At 67.3% G+C, this 12,840-nt stretch carries 16 protein-coding genes; 14 read left to right on the top strand and 2 right to left on the bottom strand.

Translation table 11 applies throughout. The annotated features are described in order from the left end of the window. Positions 1–56: 56 nt before the first annotated feature. The 6 genes from hda (at position 57) to QTI51_RS03155 (ending at position 5,499) form a co-directional block, all read left to right on the top strand. Positions 57–743 (top strand): DnaA regulatory inactivator Hda, encoded by a 687-nt coding sequence (gene hda / locus QTI51_RS03130; protein WP_286512900.1) that lies wholly within the window; start codon positions 57–59, stop codon positions 741–743. Between the two features lie 27 nt (positions 744–770). Beyond that, positions 771–2,381, top strand: coding sequence for a polynucleotide adenylyltransferase PcnB (gene pcnB, locus QTI51_RS03135; RefSeq protein ID WP_116908197.1), 1,611 nt, complete (start codon positions 771–773; stop codon positions 2,379–2,381). Then, positions 2,378–3,073, top strand: a complete 696-nt coding sequence (gene folK, locus QTI51_RS03140; RefSeq protein ID WP_116908196.1) for a 2-amino-4-hydroxy-6-hydroxymethyldihydropteridine diphosphokinase — start codon at positions 2,378–2,380, stop codon at positions 3,071–3,073. The genes pcnB and folK overlap by 4 nt, the downstream gene beginning before the upstream one ends. Before the next feature lie 22 nt (positions 3,074–3,095). After that, positions 3,096–3,704 (top strand): trimeric intracellular cation channel family protein, encoded by a 609-nt coding sequence (locus QTI51_RS03145; protein ID WP_116908195.1) that lies wholly within the window; start codon positions 3,096–3,098, stop codon positions 3,702–3,704. A 125-nt stretch (positions 3,705–3,829) separates the two neighbouring features. Continuing rightward, positions 3,830–4,474 carry a DUF47 domain-containing protein gene (locus QTI51_RS03150; RefSeq protein ID WP_021006205.1) on the top strand — a complete coding sequence of 215 codons (645 nt, stop codon included), beginning with the start codon at positions 3,830–3,832 and terminating at the stop codon, positions 4,472–4,474. Between the two features lie 14 nt (positions 4,475–4,488). Then, complete coding sequence (locus QTI51_RS03155) at positions 4,489–5,499, top strand: inorganic phosphate transporter (RefSeq protein ID WP_116908194.1); 1,011 nt, start codon at positions 4,489–4,491, stop codon at positions 5,497–5,499. 12 nt (positions 5,500–5,511) lie between these two features. On the opposite strand, the gene QTI51_RS03160 is transcribed toward QTI51_RS03155, so the two are convergent. Next, positions 5,512–5,958: a TM2 domain-containing protein gene (locus QTI51_RS03160; RefSeq protein ID WP_116908193.1), complete on the bottom strand. Its 447-nt coding sequence runs from the start codon at positions 5,956–5,958 to the stop codon at positions 5,512–5,514. Between the two features lie 18 nt (positions 5,959–5,976). Next, on the bottom strand, positions 5,977–6,501 hold the full coding sequence (locus tag QTI51_RS03165; RefSeq protein WP_116908192.1) for a GNAT family N-acetyltransferase: 525 nt from the start codon (positions 6,499–6,501) through the stop codon (positions 5,977–5,979). Positions 6,502–6,681: 180 nt separating this feature from the next. Here QTI51_RS03165 and rpsP point away from each other — a divergent pair, with 180 nt between their 5' ends. From rpsP to QTI51_RS03205, 8 genes are all read left to right on the top strand, one after another. Continuing rightward, entirely contained in the window at positions 6,682–6,945 is a 264-nt protein-coding gene (gene rpsP, locus QTI51_RS03170) for a 30S ribosomal protein S16 (protein ID WP_093124286.1), read from the top strand. Between the two features lie 16 nt (positions 6,946–6,961). After that, positions 6,962–7,516, top strand: a complete 555-nt coding sequence (gene rimM / locus QTI51_RS03175; RefSeq protein ID WP_116908191.1) for a ribosome maturation factor RimM — start codon at positions 6,962–6,964, stop codon at positions 7,514–7,516. A gap of 16 nt (positions 7,517–7,532) precedes the next feature. Further along, positions 7,533–8,279 carry a tRNA (guanosine(37)-N1)-methyltransferase TrmD gene (gene trmD / locus QTI51_RS03180; RefSeq protein ID WP_116908190.1) on the top strand — a complete coding sequence of 249 codons (747 nt, stop codon included), beginning with the start codon at positions 7,533–7,535 and terminating at the stop codon, positions 8,277–8,279. A gap of 110 nt (positions 8,280–8,389) precedes the next feature. Then, positions 8,390–8,767 (top strand): 50S ribosomal protein L19, encoded by a 378-nt coding sequence (gene rplS, locus QTI51_RS03185; RefSeq protein WP_116908189.1) that lies wholly within the window; start codon positions 8,390–8,392, stop codon positions 8,765–8,767. A gap of 129 nt (positions 8,768–8,896) precedes the next feature. Continuing rightward, positions 8,897–9,616: a CoA pyrophosphatase gene (locus tag QTI51_RS03190; RefSeq protein WP_116908188.1), complete on the top strand. Its 720-nt coding sequence runs from the start codon at positions 8,897–8,899 to the stop codon at positions 9,614–9,616. Between the two features lie 52 nt (positions 9,617–9,668). After that, positions 9,669–10,670, top strand: coding sequence for a CobD/CbiB family protein (locus tag QTI51_RS03195; RefSeq protein WP_116908187.1), 1,002 nt, complete (start codon positions 9,669–9,671; stop codon positions 10,668–10,670). A gap of 16 nt (positions 10,671–10,686) precedes the next feature. Next, positions 10,687–11,778 carry a histidinol-phosphate transaminase gene (gene hisC, locus QTI51_RS03200; protein ID WP_116908186.1) on the top strand — a complete coding sequence of 364 codons (1,092 nt, stop codon included), beginning with the start codon at positions 10,687–10,689 and terminating at the stop codon, positions 11,776–11,778. 23 nt (positions 11,779–11,801) lie between these two features. Next, complete coding sequence (locus tag QTI51_RS03205) at positions 11,802–12,827, top strand: hypothetical protein (protein ID WP_116908185.1); 1,026 nt, start codon at positions 11,802–11,804, stop codon at positions 12,825–12,827. Positions 12,828–12,840: the final 13 nt, after the last annotated feature.

Here is a 12,840-nt window from a genome sequence, read left to right on the forward strand (position 1 = left end):
TAGAATTCCTCACGATTTTAAGGGCCCTCGCGGCCCCCTCCATGAACCTTCCCGGGATGAAACAGCTCGCGCTCGATATCGGCATTGCGACGGGCCCCAGCTTCGACGCCTTTTTTGCCGGCCCCAACGAGGCGGCGCTGCGCCACCTGCAAGTGTGGGTGGGCGCCGCCGGCAGCCCTGCGCTGCACTCGCCGGTGCCGACCTACCTGTGGGGCGAAGGCGGCAGTGGCAAGACCCATCTGCTCGAATCGGTGCGTGTCGCACTGAAAGAGCAGGGCGCCAGCGTGGGCTGGCTCCACGCCGGCCTGCTGGAGCCGCCCGAGTTCGACGAGCGCTGGGGCGCCGTCTTGCTCGACGACGTGCACCTCTACACCGCCGTGCAGCAGCACGCGGCATTCAACTGGTTCGTCAACGCCCAGACCCTGCAGCGCGGCGTGGTGGCCGCCGGTGCCTTGCCGCCGGCCGACCTGACGCTGCGCGAGGACCTGCGCACCCGCCTGGGCTGGGGCCATGTGTTCCACCTGCAGGTGCTCAGCGAGAGCGAACGCCGCGCGGTGCTGCGCCAGGCGGCCGATGCGCGCGGCGTGATGCTGTCCGACGACGTGCTCGACTACATGCTGCACCGCTTCAGCCGCGACCTGGGCAGCCTGATGGAGCTGCTCACGCAGCTCGACGGCTACGCCCTGCAGACGCAACGCGCGATCACCATCCCGCTGATCCGCTCCATGCTCGAGAACGAATAAAAGAGCGAACAAGGCTTCCAACCAACAATGATCAAGAAATTCATCGACAAGCTGCTCGGCAAATCCGCCGACAGCACGCAGGGCAAGAGCCGCTTCGGCAAGCGCCAGGAGGTGCCGGCCGAGGTGCACAAGATCGATCCGGCCCTGGTCGACGAACGCGCGAAGAACGTGGTCACCACGTTGCAGCAGGCGGGGTACGAGGCCTACGTGGTGGGCGGCGCGGTGCGCGACCTGCTGCTGGGGCTGCGCCCCAAGGACTTCGACGTGGCCACCAACGCCACGCCCGAGCAGGTCAAGTCGCTGTTTCGCCGCGCCTTCATCATCGGGCGGCGCTTTCGCATCGTGCACGTGGTGTACGGCCGCGGGCGCGAGCACGAGGTGATCGAGGTGTCCACCTTCCGCGCCTACATGGACAACACCGCCGCCGAGCAGGTGTCGGGCAACGAGCGCACCAGCAAGGGCGAGCTCGCGAGCATGAAGCACGCCGTGGACGCCAGCGGCCGCGTGCTGCGCGACAACGTCTGGGGCCCGCAGGAAGAAGACGCGGCGCGCCGCGACTTCACCGTGAACGCCATGTACTACGACCCGGCCAACCAGGTGGTGGTGGACTATCACAACGGCATCAAGGACGCGCAGAAGCTCACGCTGCGCATGATCGGCGACCCGGCCACGCGCTACCGCGAAGACCCGGTGCGCATCATTCGCGCCATTCGCTTCTCGGCCAAGCTCGCGGCCCTGGGCTTCAAGATGGAAGCCAAGACAGCCGCCCCGCTCATCGAGTCGAGCAAGCTGCTGGCCGACGTGCCGCAGAGTCGCCTGTTCGACGAAATGCTCAAGTTGTTGCAGACCGGCCATGCCATCGCCACCATCGAGCAGCTCAACAAGCTCGGCCTGGCGCGCGGCATCTACCCGCTGCTCGACGTGGTGGTGGAGCGCGCCGACCAGCCCTTCGTGCGTGCGGCCCTGCAGGACACCGACCGCCGCGTGGGCGAAGGCAAGCCCGTGGCGCCCAGCTTCCTGCTGGCCTGCGTGCTGTGGGCCGACGTGCGCGACGGCTGGGCCCAGCGCCAGGAAGGCCGCCACGGCCAGCGCGCGCAACCGCCGTTCCCGGCACTGCAGGACGCCATCGACGACGTGTTCAATTCGCGCATCGGCGATGTGTCGGGCCGCGGCAAGCTGGCCGCCGACATGCGCGAGATCTGGATGATGCAGCCGCGTTTCGACAAGCGCACCGGCTCCACGCCCTACAGCCTGGTCGAGCAGGCGCGTTTTCGCGCTGCCTTCGACTTCATGCGCCTGCGCGCCGACGTGGGCGAGGTGAGCGAGGCCATCGCCGAGTGGTGGCAGGAGTTCAGCACCGCCGACGACCTGCGCCGCCAGGACCTGCTGGAGCAGGTGCGCGAAGAACAGAAGGTGCGCCAGCGCGTGCGGGTGCGTGAAACGCCGCCGCCGCCGAAGCCGCGTGGCGAACTGGTCGGACAAGAAAGCCGCGATTCGGACTCCGAAGACGAGCCCGAAATCGAGGCCGGTGCCGTGCCGCCCGATGGCGAGGCCGTGCCGCGCAAGCGCCGGCGCCGCCGCAAGCCGCGCCCCGCAGGTGGCGGTGGTGAGGGCGGCGGCAGCGCCGCAGGCGAATGAGCGCGTTCGACCGGCCGAAGGACGGCAAGAAAGACGCGAAGAATCCGCCCGCGAAGGCCGCGGCAAAAAAGGTGGCCACAGGGGTGACCAAAGCGCCGGCAAAAGATGCGGTAAAGCCCGCCGCCAGGCCCAGGACTGCACCGCCGCGCGCAGGCGGCAAGCCGCCGCCGGCCGGCGCCAGGAGCGGCCCGCCCGCCCGCCGTGCCCCGCGCGGCCTGCGCGAGGACTACCCCACCGTGCAGGCCTTCGTCGCCATCGGCGCCAACCTGGGCGACGCCGAGGCGTCCGTGAAGGCGGCCATGGCGGCCATCGGCGCGCTGCAGCGCACCCAGGTGACGGCCCGCTCGTCGCTCTACCGCAGCGATCCGGTGGACGCGGAAGGCCCCGATTTCGTCAATGCCGTGGTCGCCGTGCGCACCGGGCTGGACGCCGAGCAGTTCCTGGTGGCGTTGCAGCGCCTGGAAACGCAGGCCGGCCGCGAGCGCCCCTTTCCCAACGCGCCGCGCACGCTCGACCTCGACCTGCTGATGCACGGCAATTCGGTGATGGACACCCCCACGCTCACGTTGCCGCACCCGCGCATGCGCGAGCGCGCCTTCGTGCTGAAGCCGCTGGCCGAAATTGCGCCCGACAAGGTGCCGCGCGCCGCGCTGGCACGCGTCACGGGCCAGGTGGTCAAGCGCATCACCTGACGCGGCCGCCCGCGCTGCCGCAGTGCTTCTGCTCTACGTCCTCGATCTCGCCGGCGTGGCGGTGTTCGCGGTCAGCGGGGCACTGGCGGCCGGGCACGCGGGGCTCGACTGGCTGGGCGTGGTGGTGATCGCCTCGGTCACGGCGGTCGGCGGCGGCACGCTGCGCGACCTGCTGCTCGACCGCCATCCGGTGTTCTGGATCAAGGACACGCGCTACGTCTACGTGATCCTGGCCGCCTGCGCGTTCACCATCGCCTGGGTCCATTTGCTGCCGGTGCCCGAGCACGCACTGGCCGTGGCCGACGCGCTGGGGCTCGGGCTTTTCGCCATCACCGGCGCACAGGTGGCTGAGGAGCGGCGCCTGCCGGCCGTCATCGTGTTGTTGGTCGGCACCATGACCGGCGCGGCCGGCGGCCTGCTGCGCGACGTGTTCACCGCGCACGTGCCGCTGCTGCTCAGCAGCGGCATCTACGGTGCCGCCATCGCGGGCATTGCTGCTTACCTGCTGCTGCAGGCGGGCGGCGTGCCGCGGCGCTGGGCCTTTCATGCCGGGGTGCTACTGATCGTGGCGCTGCGCCTGGGCGGCATCTTCGGCGGCTGGCACCTGCCGGTGCTGCGCCTGCAGGGCTGAATCGCGGCTGTTCCTGGGTCTGAAAAAAGCCGGTGCTGCGGGTTTGTGCCGCTGCGCCCGTTAAACTTCGCCGGTTTTTCATGAAGGCGTCATGAAATTGTGATTGGCGCGTCCCAGGAGTTGTCATGTTCGGCAAGCTGTTGCCCCGCGAGGGGAATTTTTTTGAGATGTTCAACCAGCATGCCGAGCGCATCGTCGAGGCGGCACGCGCCTTCGAACAGCTGGTGGCCAACTACAACGACGTGCACCTGCGCGAGCAGTACAACCGCGACGTCGACAACGCCGAGCGCGCGGCCGACCGCGTGACTCACGACGTCAACCGGCTCATTCACAAGACTTTCATCACGCCCATCGACCGCGAGCAGATCCACAAGCTCATCAACACGATGGACGACGTGGCCGACCTGATCCAGGACTCGGCCGAGACCATGGCGCTGTACGACGTGCGCCACATGACCGACGAGATCGTGCGCCTCACCGCGCTGAGCGTGAAGTGCTGCGACCGCCTGAAGGACGCCGTCAAGTTCCTGGGCAAGATCGCCGACCCCGCCGTGGCCGAGGCCACGCTGAAGACCTGCGAGGAAATCGACCGCCTCGAGTCGGACGCCGACCGCGTGATGCGCAGCGCCATGAGCAAGCTCTTCCGCGAAGAGCCCGACGTGCGCGAAGTGATCAAGCTGAAGGCGATCTACGAGCTGCTCGAGACGATCACCGACAAGTGCGAGGACGTGGCCAACGTGATCGAGGGCATCGTCCTCGAGAATTCCTGAGCGGGTAGCAACCGATGGCAACGGTTCAGGTCGCCCTTTGGGTGGTGATAGTGCTGGTCGCGCTGGCGATCCTGTTCGACTTCATGAACGGCTTCCACGACGCCGCGAACTCGATCGCGACGGTGGTCTCCACCGGCGTGCTCAAGCCCGGTCAGGCCGTGGTGTTCGCGGCCTTCTTCAACCTGATCGCGATCTTCATCTTTCATCTGAGCGTGGCGGCCACGGTGGGCAAGGGCATTGCCCAGCCGGGCGTGGTCGACGTGCACGTGGTGTTCGGCGCGCTGGTGGGCGCCATCAGCTGGAACCTCGTCACCTGGTACTACGGCATTCCGAGCAGCTCGTCGCACGCGCTCATCGGCGGCATCGTGGGCGCGGTGATCTCCAAGACCGGCACCGCCGGCCTGGTGGCCTCGGGCATCTGGAAGACGGTGGCCTTCATCTTCGTGTCGCCGCTGCTGGGCTTCCTGCTGGGCTCGCTGATGATGATCGCGGTGGCCTGGGGCTTTCGCCGGGCCACGCCTTCGCGCGTGGACCGCTGGTTCCGCCGGCTGCAGCTGGTGTCCGCGGGCGCGTACAGCCTGGGCCACGGCGGCAACGACGCGCAGAAGACCATCGGCATCATCTGGATGCTGCTGATTGCCACCGGCTACGCCTCGGCCAGCGACGCGGCGCCGCCGCTGTGGACCATCGTGAGCTGCTACACGGCGATTGCGCTGGGCACCATGTTCGGCGGTTGGCGCATCGTGAAGACGATGGGCCAGAAGATCACCAAGCTCAAGCCCGTGGGCGGCTTCTGTGCCGAGACGGGCGGGGCGCTGACGCTGTTCCTGGCCACCGCGCTGGGCATACCGGTGTCGACCACGCACACCATCACCGGCGCCATCGTCGGTGTTGGCTCGACGCAGCGCGCGAGCGCGGTGCGCTGGGGCGTGGCGGGGAACATCGTGTGGGCGTGGATCTTCACGATCCCGGCGTCGGCCTTCGTCGCCGCGATCGCCTACTGGATCAGCATCCAGTTGTTCTGAGCGCCTGAGCGGTCACTGGGAAATCTTGCGGCCTTCCTCGATCTGGTGCTCGAAGTAGCGCTGGAAGCTGAACACGATGCTGGCCATCAGGATCGTGCTGCCGAAGAAGAGGGCCAGCACCACCGCGCCGATGGTGAACCAGTTGGTCTGGCCGGGAGCGGCATCGGTCGGCGCGCTGGTGTTGAAGCGTGCATTCCACTTCTCCGGCGTCATCAGGCCATAGACGATGGCCATCAGCGCGCAGCCGGCGATGGTGAAGCCCAGCAAGGGAATCAGTGCCCAGCTGAGACCGTCGTCCACCCCGTACATCCGCACGCGCTCGATGCCGTAAACGCCCAGCGCGGTGGGAATGGGCAGCAGCCAGCCGAGCCAGTCGCCGACGCCCCGCAGGTAGAAGCGGTGCAGGCCGAGCGGGCCGCCCAGGAAGGTGAGCCAGGCGGCGGTGGTCTTGTTTTTCATTCGGGGGTCATTCGGGGGTCATTCGGGTTTTGTGGTGCTGCCTTCGCCGAGCACCTTCTCCATCAGCACCACGTCGCGCCATTCGCCGAACTTCCAGCCGCAGTCTTTCAGCACGCCGACATGCGTGAAACCCTGGCTGCGGTGCACGCCGACGGAGCCGGCGTTGGCGGAGTCGCCGATCACCGCGATCAGCTTGCGCACGCCGGCCGCTTCGGCCGCTTGCGACAGCGCCGCCAGCAGCTTCGCGCCCAGGCCTTTGCCGCGTGCTGACTCGGACATGTAGATCGAGTCTTCGGCTGAAAAACGGTAGGCCGGGCGCGGTTTGAACCAGTTGCAGTAGGCAAAACCCAACACTTCCGAATTTTCTTCGGCGATCAGGTAAGGCAGGTTCCTGCCCAGAACGTCCGCGCGGCGGGCGGCCATGTCGGCAGGGGAGGGAGGCTCTGTTTCGAAGGTGCCGGTGCCGTGCAGCACGTGGTGGGCGTAGATGGCCGTGATGGCTGCAACGTCTTCGTCGCGGCTGGGGCGGATGGTGAGGGGCATGCGGATGGAAACAGAAGGCGCGAGGCCGGAATTCGGAGAAAACGCGTGTCGGGCTATAATCGCAGGCTTTTCAGCGTGTCGCTGGCCGGGTGGCCATGTCGCGTGTCTCGACGCTGGAAGAACATTGTGAGCGGGCCTCTTCTTCATCCATAAGGCCTGCTGACCACCCAAGGATAAATCATGGTCGTCATTCGACTCTCCCGCGGCGGCTCCAAAGGCCGTCCGTTCTTCAACATCGTCGTGTCGGACAAGCGCGTTCGCCGCGATGGCCGTTTCATCGAGCGCCTGGGTTTCTACAACCCGACCGCCAAGGAAAACGAAGAAAGCATCCGTATTGCCCAGGACCGCCTGGCGTACTGGAAGAGCGTTGGCGCACAAGCTTCGCCCACGGTCCTGCGCATCATCAAGCAAGCTGCTTCGGCAGCTCCCAAGGCGGCGGCCTAAGCCGTCCCGCTAGGCGATGTTGCCCGCACTCGAAACCGCCGAATTGCCGGCGGACGCGATTGAAGTAGGGCGCATCGCCGACGCATGGGGCATCAAGGGCTGGTTCAAGGTCCTGCCCCACAGCGCTCAACCCGAGGCGCTTTTCTCTTCCAAGCGCTGGTTCCTGCAGGCTCCCGGAGCCTCGGCCAGCAGCGCTTTCCGGCTCGCGATCCGCGAGGCCAAAGAACATTCCGACTGCATCGTCGCCACGTCCGACGACGTGCCCGATCGCAACGCGGCCGAAGCGCTGCGCGGGGCGCGCGTGTTCGTGCCACGCTCCAGCTTTCCCACTGCCGGCGACGACGAGTACTACTGGGTCGACCTGATCGGCCTGTCGGTGGTCAATCGCGAAGGCGTCGTGCTCGGCGCGGTGCGCGAGCTGCTCGCCACCGGCCCTCAGACCACGCTGGTGCTGACCGCCGAAGAAGACGGCAAGCCCGTCGAACGGATGGTGCCCTTCGTCTCGGTTTTCGTCGACAAGGTCGACCTGCCCGGTCGCCTGATCACGGTCGACTGGCAACCCGAATACTGACCGGCGCCCGCGCGGCATGCGCTTCGACGTCCTCACGCTGTTTCCCGAACTGTTCGCGCCTTTCATGGCCAGCGGCGTGACGCGCCGCGCCTACGAATCGAAGCAGGTCGAGGTCGTGTTGTGGAATCCGCGCGATTTCGCGTTGGGCAACTACAAGCGCGTGGACGACCGCCCGTTCGGCGGCGGCCCAGGCATGGTGATGATGGCGGAGCCGCTTTCGGCCTGCCTCGATGCGGTGCTCGCGGCGCGTGGCGCGCAAGCGCCGGTCGTGCTGTTCTCGCCGATCGGCGAGGCACTGCGGCACGAGTCGGTCGAGCGCTGGTCGGCCAGCGAGGGGGCGGTGCTGGTCTGCGGCCGCTACGAAGGCATCGACCAGCGCTTCATCGATACGCGTGTCACGCACCAGATCAGCCTCGGCGATTTCGTTCTCTCCGGAGGAGAAATCGCTGCCATGGCGCTGCTCGACGCGGTGGCGCGGCTGCAGCCCGGCGTGCTCGGCGACGAAGCCAGCCATGTGCAGGACAGCTTCAACCCTGCGCTCGACGGCCTGCTCGATTGCCCGCACTACACGCGGCCCGAGCAATGGAACGGACAGGGCGTGCCGGCGGCTTTGCTCTCGGGCCACCACGCGCAGATCGAGCGCTGGCGGCGCGACCAGCGCCTGGCCATCACGGCCGCCCGGCGCCCGGAACTCATCGACTCGGCCCGCGCTGCAGGCCGCCTCGGCAAGGCCGATGAAGCCGCGCTGAAAAAAAAGCTATAATCTCGGGCTCCGCGATCCTCTGCCCGGCCGCGCCGGTCCTTTCAACGGTTCACCGTCGAAAGCCCAAGGCGCCCTTTGTGTAGCCCGACACGATCGACTTTCAGGAAATCATGAACCTCATCCAGACCCTCGAGCAGGAAGAAATTTCCCGCCTCGGCAAAACCATTCCCGATTTCATGCCTGGTGACACCGTCATCGTGAGCGTGAGCGTCGTCGAAGGCACCCGCAAGCGCGTGCAGGCCTACGAAGGCGTCGTGATCGCCAAGCGCAACCGTGGCCTCAACAGCGGCTTCACCGTGCGCAAGATCTCCAGTGGCGAAGGCGTGGAACGTACGTTCCAGACCTACAGCCCGCTGATCGCCGGCATCGAAGTCAAGCGCCGCGGCGATGTGCGCCGCGCCAAGCTGTACTACCTGCGCGAACGCAGCGGTCGTTCGGCACGCATCAAGGAAAAGCTGCCGAGCAAGTCGACGGCCGCTGCCAAATAAGCAGCCCTGTCGTGCAAGAAAAGCCGCCGCTCTGGCGGCTTTTTGCATTGGTGCTTCGCACAAAAAGACAGCTTTGCCTTTTTACGCTCTACTCAACGCCTCTTGACCACTTCTACCTCCGCCGCCTCCATGCAATCCGCTCCCGTCGAACCCATCAATGCCGTGGTACCGCCCACGCTGCTGCAGTTCGACCCGCGCGAGGCGCCGTTCGTGGATGGCAGCGATGGCTTGCCGGCGGTGGCCGTCGACCAGTTGGCGGCACAGGCATTGCGCGCGCGCTTCGCCTCCCCGCCCGCGTGGGAACCTGAGCTGCGCCGGGAGCCGCGCATGATCGACCGCGCGCCCGCGCAGGCTGCGGTGCTCGTGCCCATCGTCCAGCGTCCGCAAGGCGCGACCGTGCTGCTCACCGAGCGCACCACCCACCTGTCGAACCATTCGGGCCAGGTGGCGTTTCCAGGCGGTCGTGTCGACCCCGAAGACGCGAACATCGCCGCTGCCGCGTTGCGCGAAGCATGGGAAGAGGTCGGCCTGTCGGCGCAGTTCATCGAGGTGCTCGGCAGCTTGCCGACCTACACCACGGTGACATCGTTCATCGTGACGCCGGTGGTCGCGCTGGTGCAGCCCGATTTCGAACTCACCATCAACCCCTACGAAGTGGCGCACGCCTTCGAGGTGCCGCTGGCCTGGTTGATGGACCCCGCCAACCATCGCCGCCATACCGTGAGCGCGGTGGACGGCAGCCGGCGCCAGTGGTACTCGATGCCCTACCAGGACGGCCCCGACGAGCGCTTCGTGTGGGGCGCGACCGCGGGCATGCTGCGCAATCTCTACCGCTTTCTCGCGGCCTGAGACCCGTGCCCGGAAGGCCTGAACCGTCAGGCGCTCTCGCTATCATCGAAGGATGAGCTTTTTTGCCATCCTGTGCGCGCTGCTGATCGAGCAGGTGCGGCCCCTGGGCCCGCACAACCCCGTGTACGGCGGTGTCCTGGCGTGGACGCGCTGGACCAGCCGCAACTTCGACGCGGGCAAGCCGCATCACGGATGGATCGCATGGGGCCTCGCGGTGTTCGTGCCCACGCTCATCGCGCTGGGCGTTCACTGGCTGCTGGTGCTCACGCTCGGCCTGCCGTTCGCGGTGCTCTGGAGCATCGCGGTGCTCTACGTCACGCTGGGCTTCCGACAGTTCAGCCACCACTTCACAGACATCCGCGATGCCCTCGACGAAGGCGACGAGCCGCTCGCGCGCTCGCTGCTTGCACACTGGCAAGGCGTCGATGCGGCCGACCTGCCGCGCAGCGAAATCGTGCGCCACGTCATCGAGCATTCGGTGATTGCCGCACACCGCCACGTGTTCGGCGTGCTGGCGTGGTTCTCGATCATCGCGGCCATCGGCCTCGGACCGGCGGGCGCCGTGTTCTATCGCATGAGCGAATTTGTCTCGCGCTACTGGGCCCACAAGAACGGCGCCGCGGTGCAGCCGTCGAGTGTCGCGGTGCAGGAGGCCGGCGCGCGCGCCTGGCATGCCATCGACTGGCTCCCTGCGCGCATCACCGCGCTGGGTTTCGCCGTGGTCGGCAGCTTCGAGGAAGCCATCGACTGCTGGCGCAACGACGCGCAGCGCTTCCCCAACGAGAACGACGGCGTGATCCTCGCCGCGACGTCCGGCGCGGTGAACGTGCGCCTGGGCGGCGGCTCGCTGAGCCCCATTCCCGTGACCGATCCGCTGTCGCGCGCGCAGGCCGGCGAGTCGATGGTCGACGGGCGCCGCATCGACAGCGGCAGCACCCCGGGGCGCGAGCCCGAGCCCGGCCATCTGCGCAGCGTCGTGGGCCTGGTATGGCGTTCGGTCGTCATGTGGATGGTGCTGTTGGCCTTGCTGACCCTTGCTCGCCTGCTGGGCTGAGCCGCAGGAGAATTTCATGACAGATCCCGTGCCGGCTTTCTGGAGCCCGCGCATCGGCGCGCTCGAGCCGTACGTGCCCGGCGAGCAGCCGCGCATCGCGAACCTCGTGAAGCTGAACACCAACGAGAACCCGTACCCGCCGTCGCCGATGGCCGTCGAGGCGATCCGGCGTGCGGCGGAAGAGGGGCTGGAGCGCTATCCCGACCCGACATCGCTCGCCTTGCGCGAAGCCGTTGCGCGTCGCCATGCGCTGAAGCCCGAGCAGGTGTTCGCCGGCAACGGCTCAGATGAAGTGCTGGCGCACGCGTTCTTCGCCTTCTTCCAGCAGGCCGAGCCGCTGTTGATGCCGGACGTGAGCTACAGCTTCTACAAGGTCTATGCGCAGCTGTACGGCATCGACTGCGAGCTGCAGCCGGTGGACGACGGCCTGCGCATCGACATCGACGCCATGGCCGCGCGCGCGAGCCGAGGCTGCGCGGGCGTCGTCATTGCGAACCCCAACGCCCCCACCGGCATCGGCCAGCCGCTGGCGCGCATCGAGCAGCTGCTCCAGGCCTGCGCCAACCGCGTGGTGCTGGTCGATGAAGCGTATGTCGATTTCGGCGGCGAAAGCGCGCTGCCGCTGATCGATAAATACCCCAACCTGCTGGTCGTGCAGACACTTTCCAAGGCGCGCTCGCTGGCCGGCCTGCGGGTGGGTTTTGCGTGCGGGCAGGCGCAGCTGATCGACGCGCTGGTGCGCGTCAAGGACAGCTTCAACTCCTACCCGATCGACCGCCTGGCCTCAGCGGGCGCGTTGGCCGCCCTCGACGACGAAGACTGGTTCCGCGGCACGCGCGACAAGATCGTCGACACCCGCGAAGGCCTGTGCCTCCAGCTGGAAGACCTGGGCTTCGAGGTGCTGCCGTCGCAGGCCAATTTCGTTTTCGCTCGCCATCCGCAGCGCGACGCCGCCGAACTGGCTGCGGCGTTGCGCGAGCGCGCTGTGCTGGTGCGGCATTTCAAGCAGCAGCGCGTCGCGCAATACCTGCGCATCAGCATCGGCACGCGCGAGCAATGCAGCACGCTTGTGCAATGCCTGCAAGACATTCTTGGGCCCACCGCCTGAACACACCAAAGGACCTTCCGGCAATGTCGACCCTCGACTCCGACCCGCGCGCAGCGGCCTGCGCAGGCTTCTGGAAAACCTTGAGCGCCGAGCTCGACAGTTTGCGGGCCCTCCCGGCCCACGAGCTGGTGCAGGCGCTGAACGCCCTGCTCGAGCCCTTCTTTCCGCGGCTGGCTGCCGAGGTGGCCGGCGAGCCACCCAGCTTCAAGCTGGTGTTGACGGCACATGGCTCCGTCGACGACTTCGACGATGTGATGGCGCTCGCACACAGCAGCCCCGTGTTGCCGCAGGTCGAGGTGGAGGCATTTCGCCAGCGCACCGGCGAGGGCTTTGGCATTCGCATGAGCGACTTCGAACTGGCAAGCGCCGACATCCTGGTCAAGCACGAACCCTACGACGGCCTGGTAGCGCTGGAAATCGGTTTCGCCAAGCCCATTCCGATGGACATGCAGGACCACGCGCGCCACATGAGCCTCATCATGCTCGACCACATCCTGGGCGAGTACGACACGGCGGTGAAGGTCGGCCCGGTCGACTATGTCGACGCGCAAGACAGCGCGGACTTCGAGGGCGTGTCGCTCGATGCCTTCGTGCCGGTGTTCGATGCCTGCTGGCGCGACGAGCTCGGCCATACCGGCGTGTTCCCGGTGGGCGAGCACGCGTGGTCAGGCCTGACGGCCACGCGCGAAGCCGAGGACGGCAGCGAGATCGAACTGGTCGTCATGCGCAACGACTCCGCCACCTCACTGCTGGGGCGCGCCGACCTCGGCCATCGGCTGTCGGCCGCGATGCCGGTGACTTCGGGCGAAGAGCTGGAAGACGCCCGCGCCTACGAAGACCGGCTGACCGCGCTGCTGCAGACGCATGAGGCCGGTTGCTGCACGCACGTGGTGCTGGAGGAGGGCGTGCGCACGGTCAACTTTCAGGTGGCCGACGCGGCGGCGGCGATCACGCATGCGCAAGCGCTGCAGGAAGACATGGACGTGCCCGTGACGCTGGACCTGGTTTTCGACCCGACCTGGAAGTCGTACCGGGTCTGGCTCGGCTGAGCCGGCCGCTGGG

The sequence above is a fragment of the Variovorax sp. J22G73 genome, assembly GCF_030317035.1.
Taxonomy (GTDB): domain Bacteria; phylum Pseudomonadota; class Gammaproteobacteria; order Burkholderiales; family Burkholderiaceae_C; genus Variovorax.

Excerpts from the sequence above, each read along its gene's own strand:
- QTI51_RS03150 (WP_021006205.1), top strand. The coding sequence starts at position 3,830 with ATGTTCGGCAAGCTGTTGCCCCGCGAGGGGAATTTTTTTGAGATGTTC.
- trmD (WP_116908190.1), top strand. The coding sequence starts at position 7,533 with ATGCGCTTCGACGTCCTCACGCTGTTTCCCGAACTGTTCGCGCCTTTC.
- folK (WP_116908196.1), top strand. The coding sequence starts at position 2,378 with ATGAGCGCGTTCGACCGGCCGAAGGACGGCAAGAAAGACGCGAAGAAT.
- rplS (WP_116908189.1), top strand. The coding sequence starts at position 8,390 with ATGAACCTCATCCAGACCCTCGAGCAGGAAGAAATTTCCCGCCTCGGC.
- QTI51_RS03160 (WP_116908193.1), bottom strand. The coding sequence starts at position 5,958 with ATGAAAAACAAGACCACCGCCGCCTGGCTCACCTTCCTGGGCGGCCCG.
- rpsP (WP_093124286.1), top strand. The coding sequence starts at position 6,682 with ATGGTCGTCATTCGACTCTCCCGCGGCGGCTCCAAAGGCCGTCCGTTC.
- QTI51_RS03165 (WP_116908192.1), bottom strand. The coding sequence starts at position 6,501 with ATGCCCCTCACCATCCGCCCCAGCCGCGACGAAGACGTTGCAGCCATC.
- QTI51_RS03205 (WP_116908185.1), top strand. The coding sequence starts at position 11,802 with ATGTCGACCCTCGACTCCGACCCGCGCGCAGCGGCCTGCGCAGGCTTC.
- QTI51_RS03155 (WP_116908194.1), top strand. The coding sequence starts at position 4,489 with ATGGCAACGGTTCAGGTCGCCCTTTGGGTGGTGATAGTGCTGGTCGCG.
- hisC (WP_116908186.1), top strand. The coding sequence starts at position 10,687 with ATGACAGATCCCGTGCCGGCTTTCTGGAGCCCGCGCATCGGCGCGCTC.
- pcnB (WP_116908197.1), top strand. The coding sequence starts at position 771 with ATGATCAAGAAATTCATCGACAAGCTGCTCGGCAAATCCGCCGACAGC.
- rimM (WP_116908191.1), top strand. The coding sequence starts at position 6,962 with ATGTTGCCCGCACTCGAAACCGCCGAATTGCCGGCGGACGCGATTGAA.
- QTI51_RS03195 (WP_116908187.1), top strand. The coding sequence starts at position 9,669 with ATGAGCTTTTTTGCCATCCTGTGCGCGCTGCTGATCGAGCAGGTGCGG.
- hda (WP_286512900.1), top strand. The coding sequence starts at position 57 with ATGAAACAGCTCGCGCTCGATATCGGCATTGCGACGGGCCCCAGCTTC.
- QTI51_RS03190 (WP_116908188.1), top strand. The coding sequence starts at position 8,897 with ATGCAATCCGCTCCCGTCGAACCCATCAATGCCGTGGTACCGCCCACG.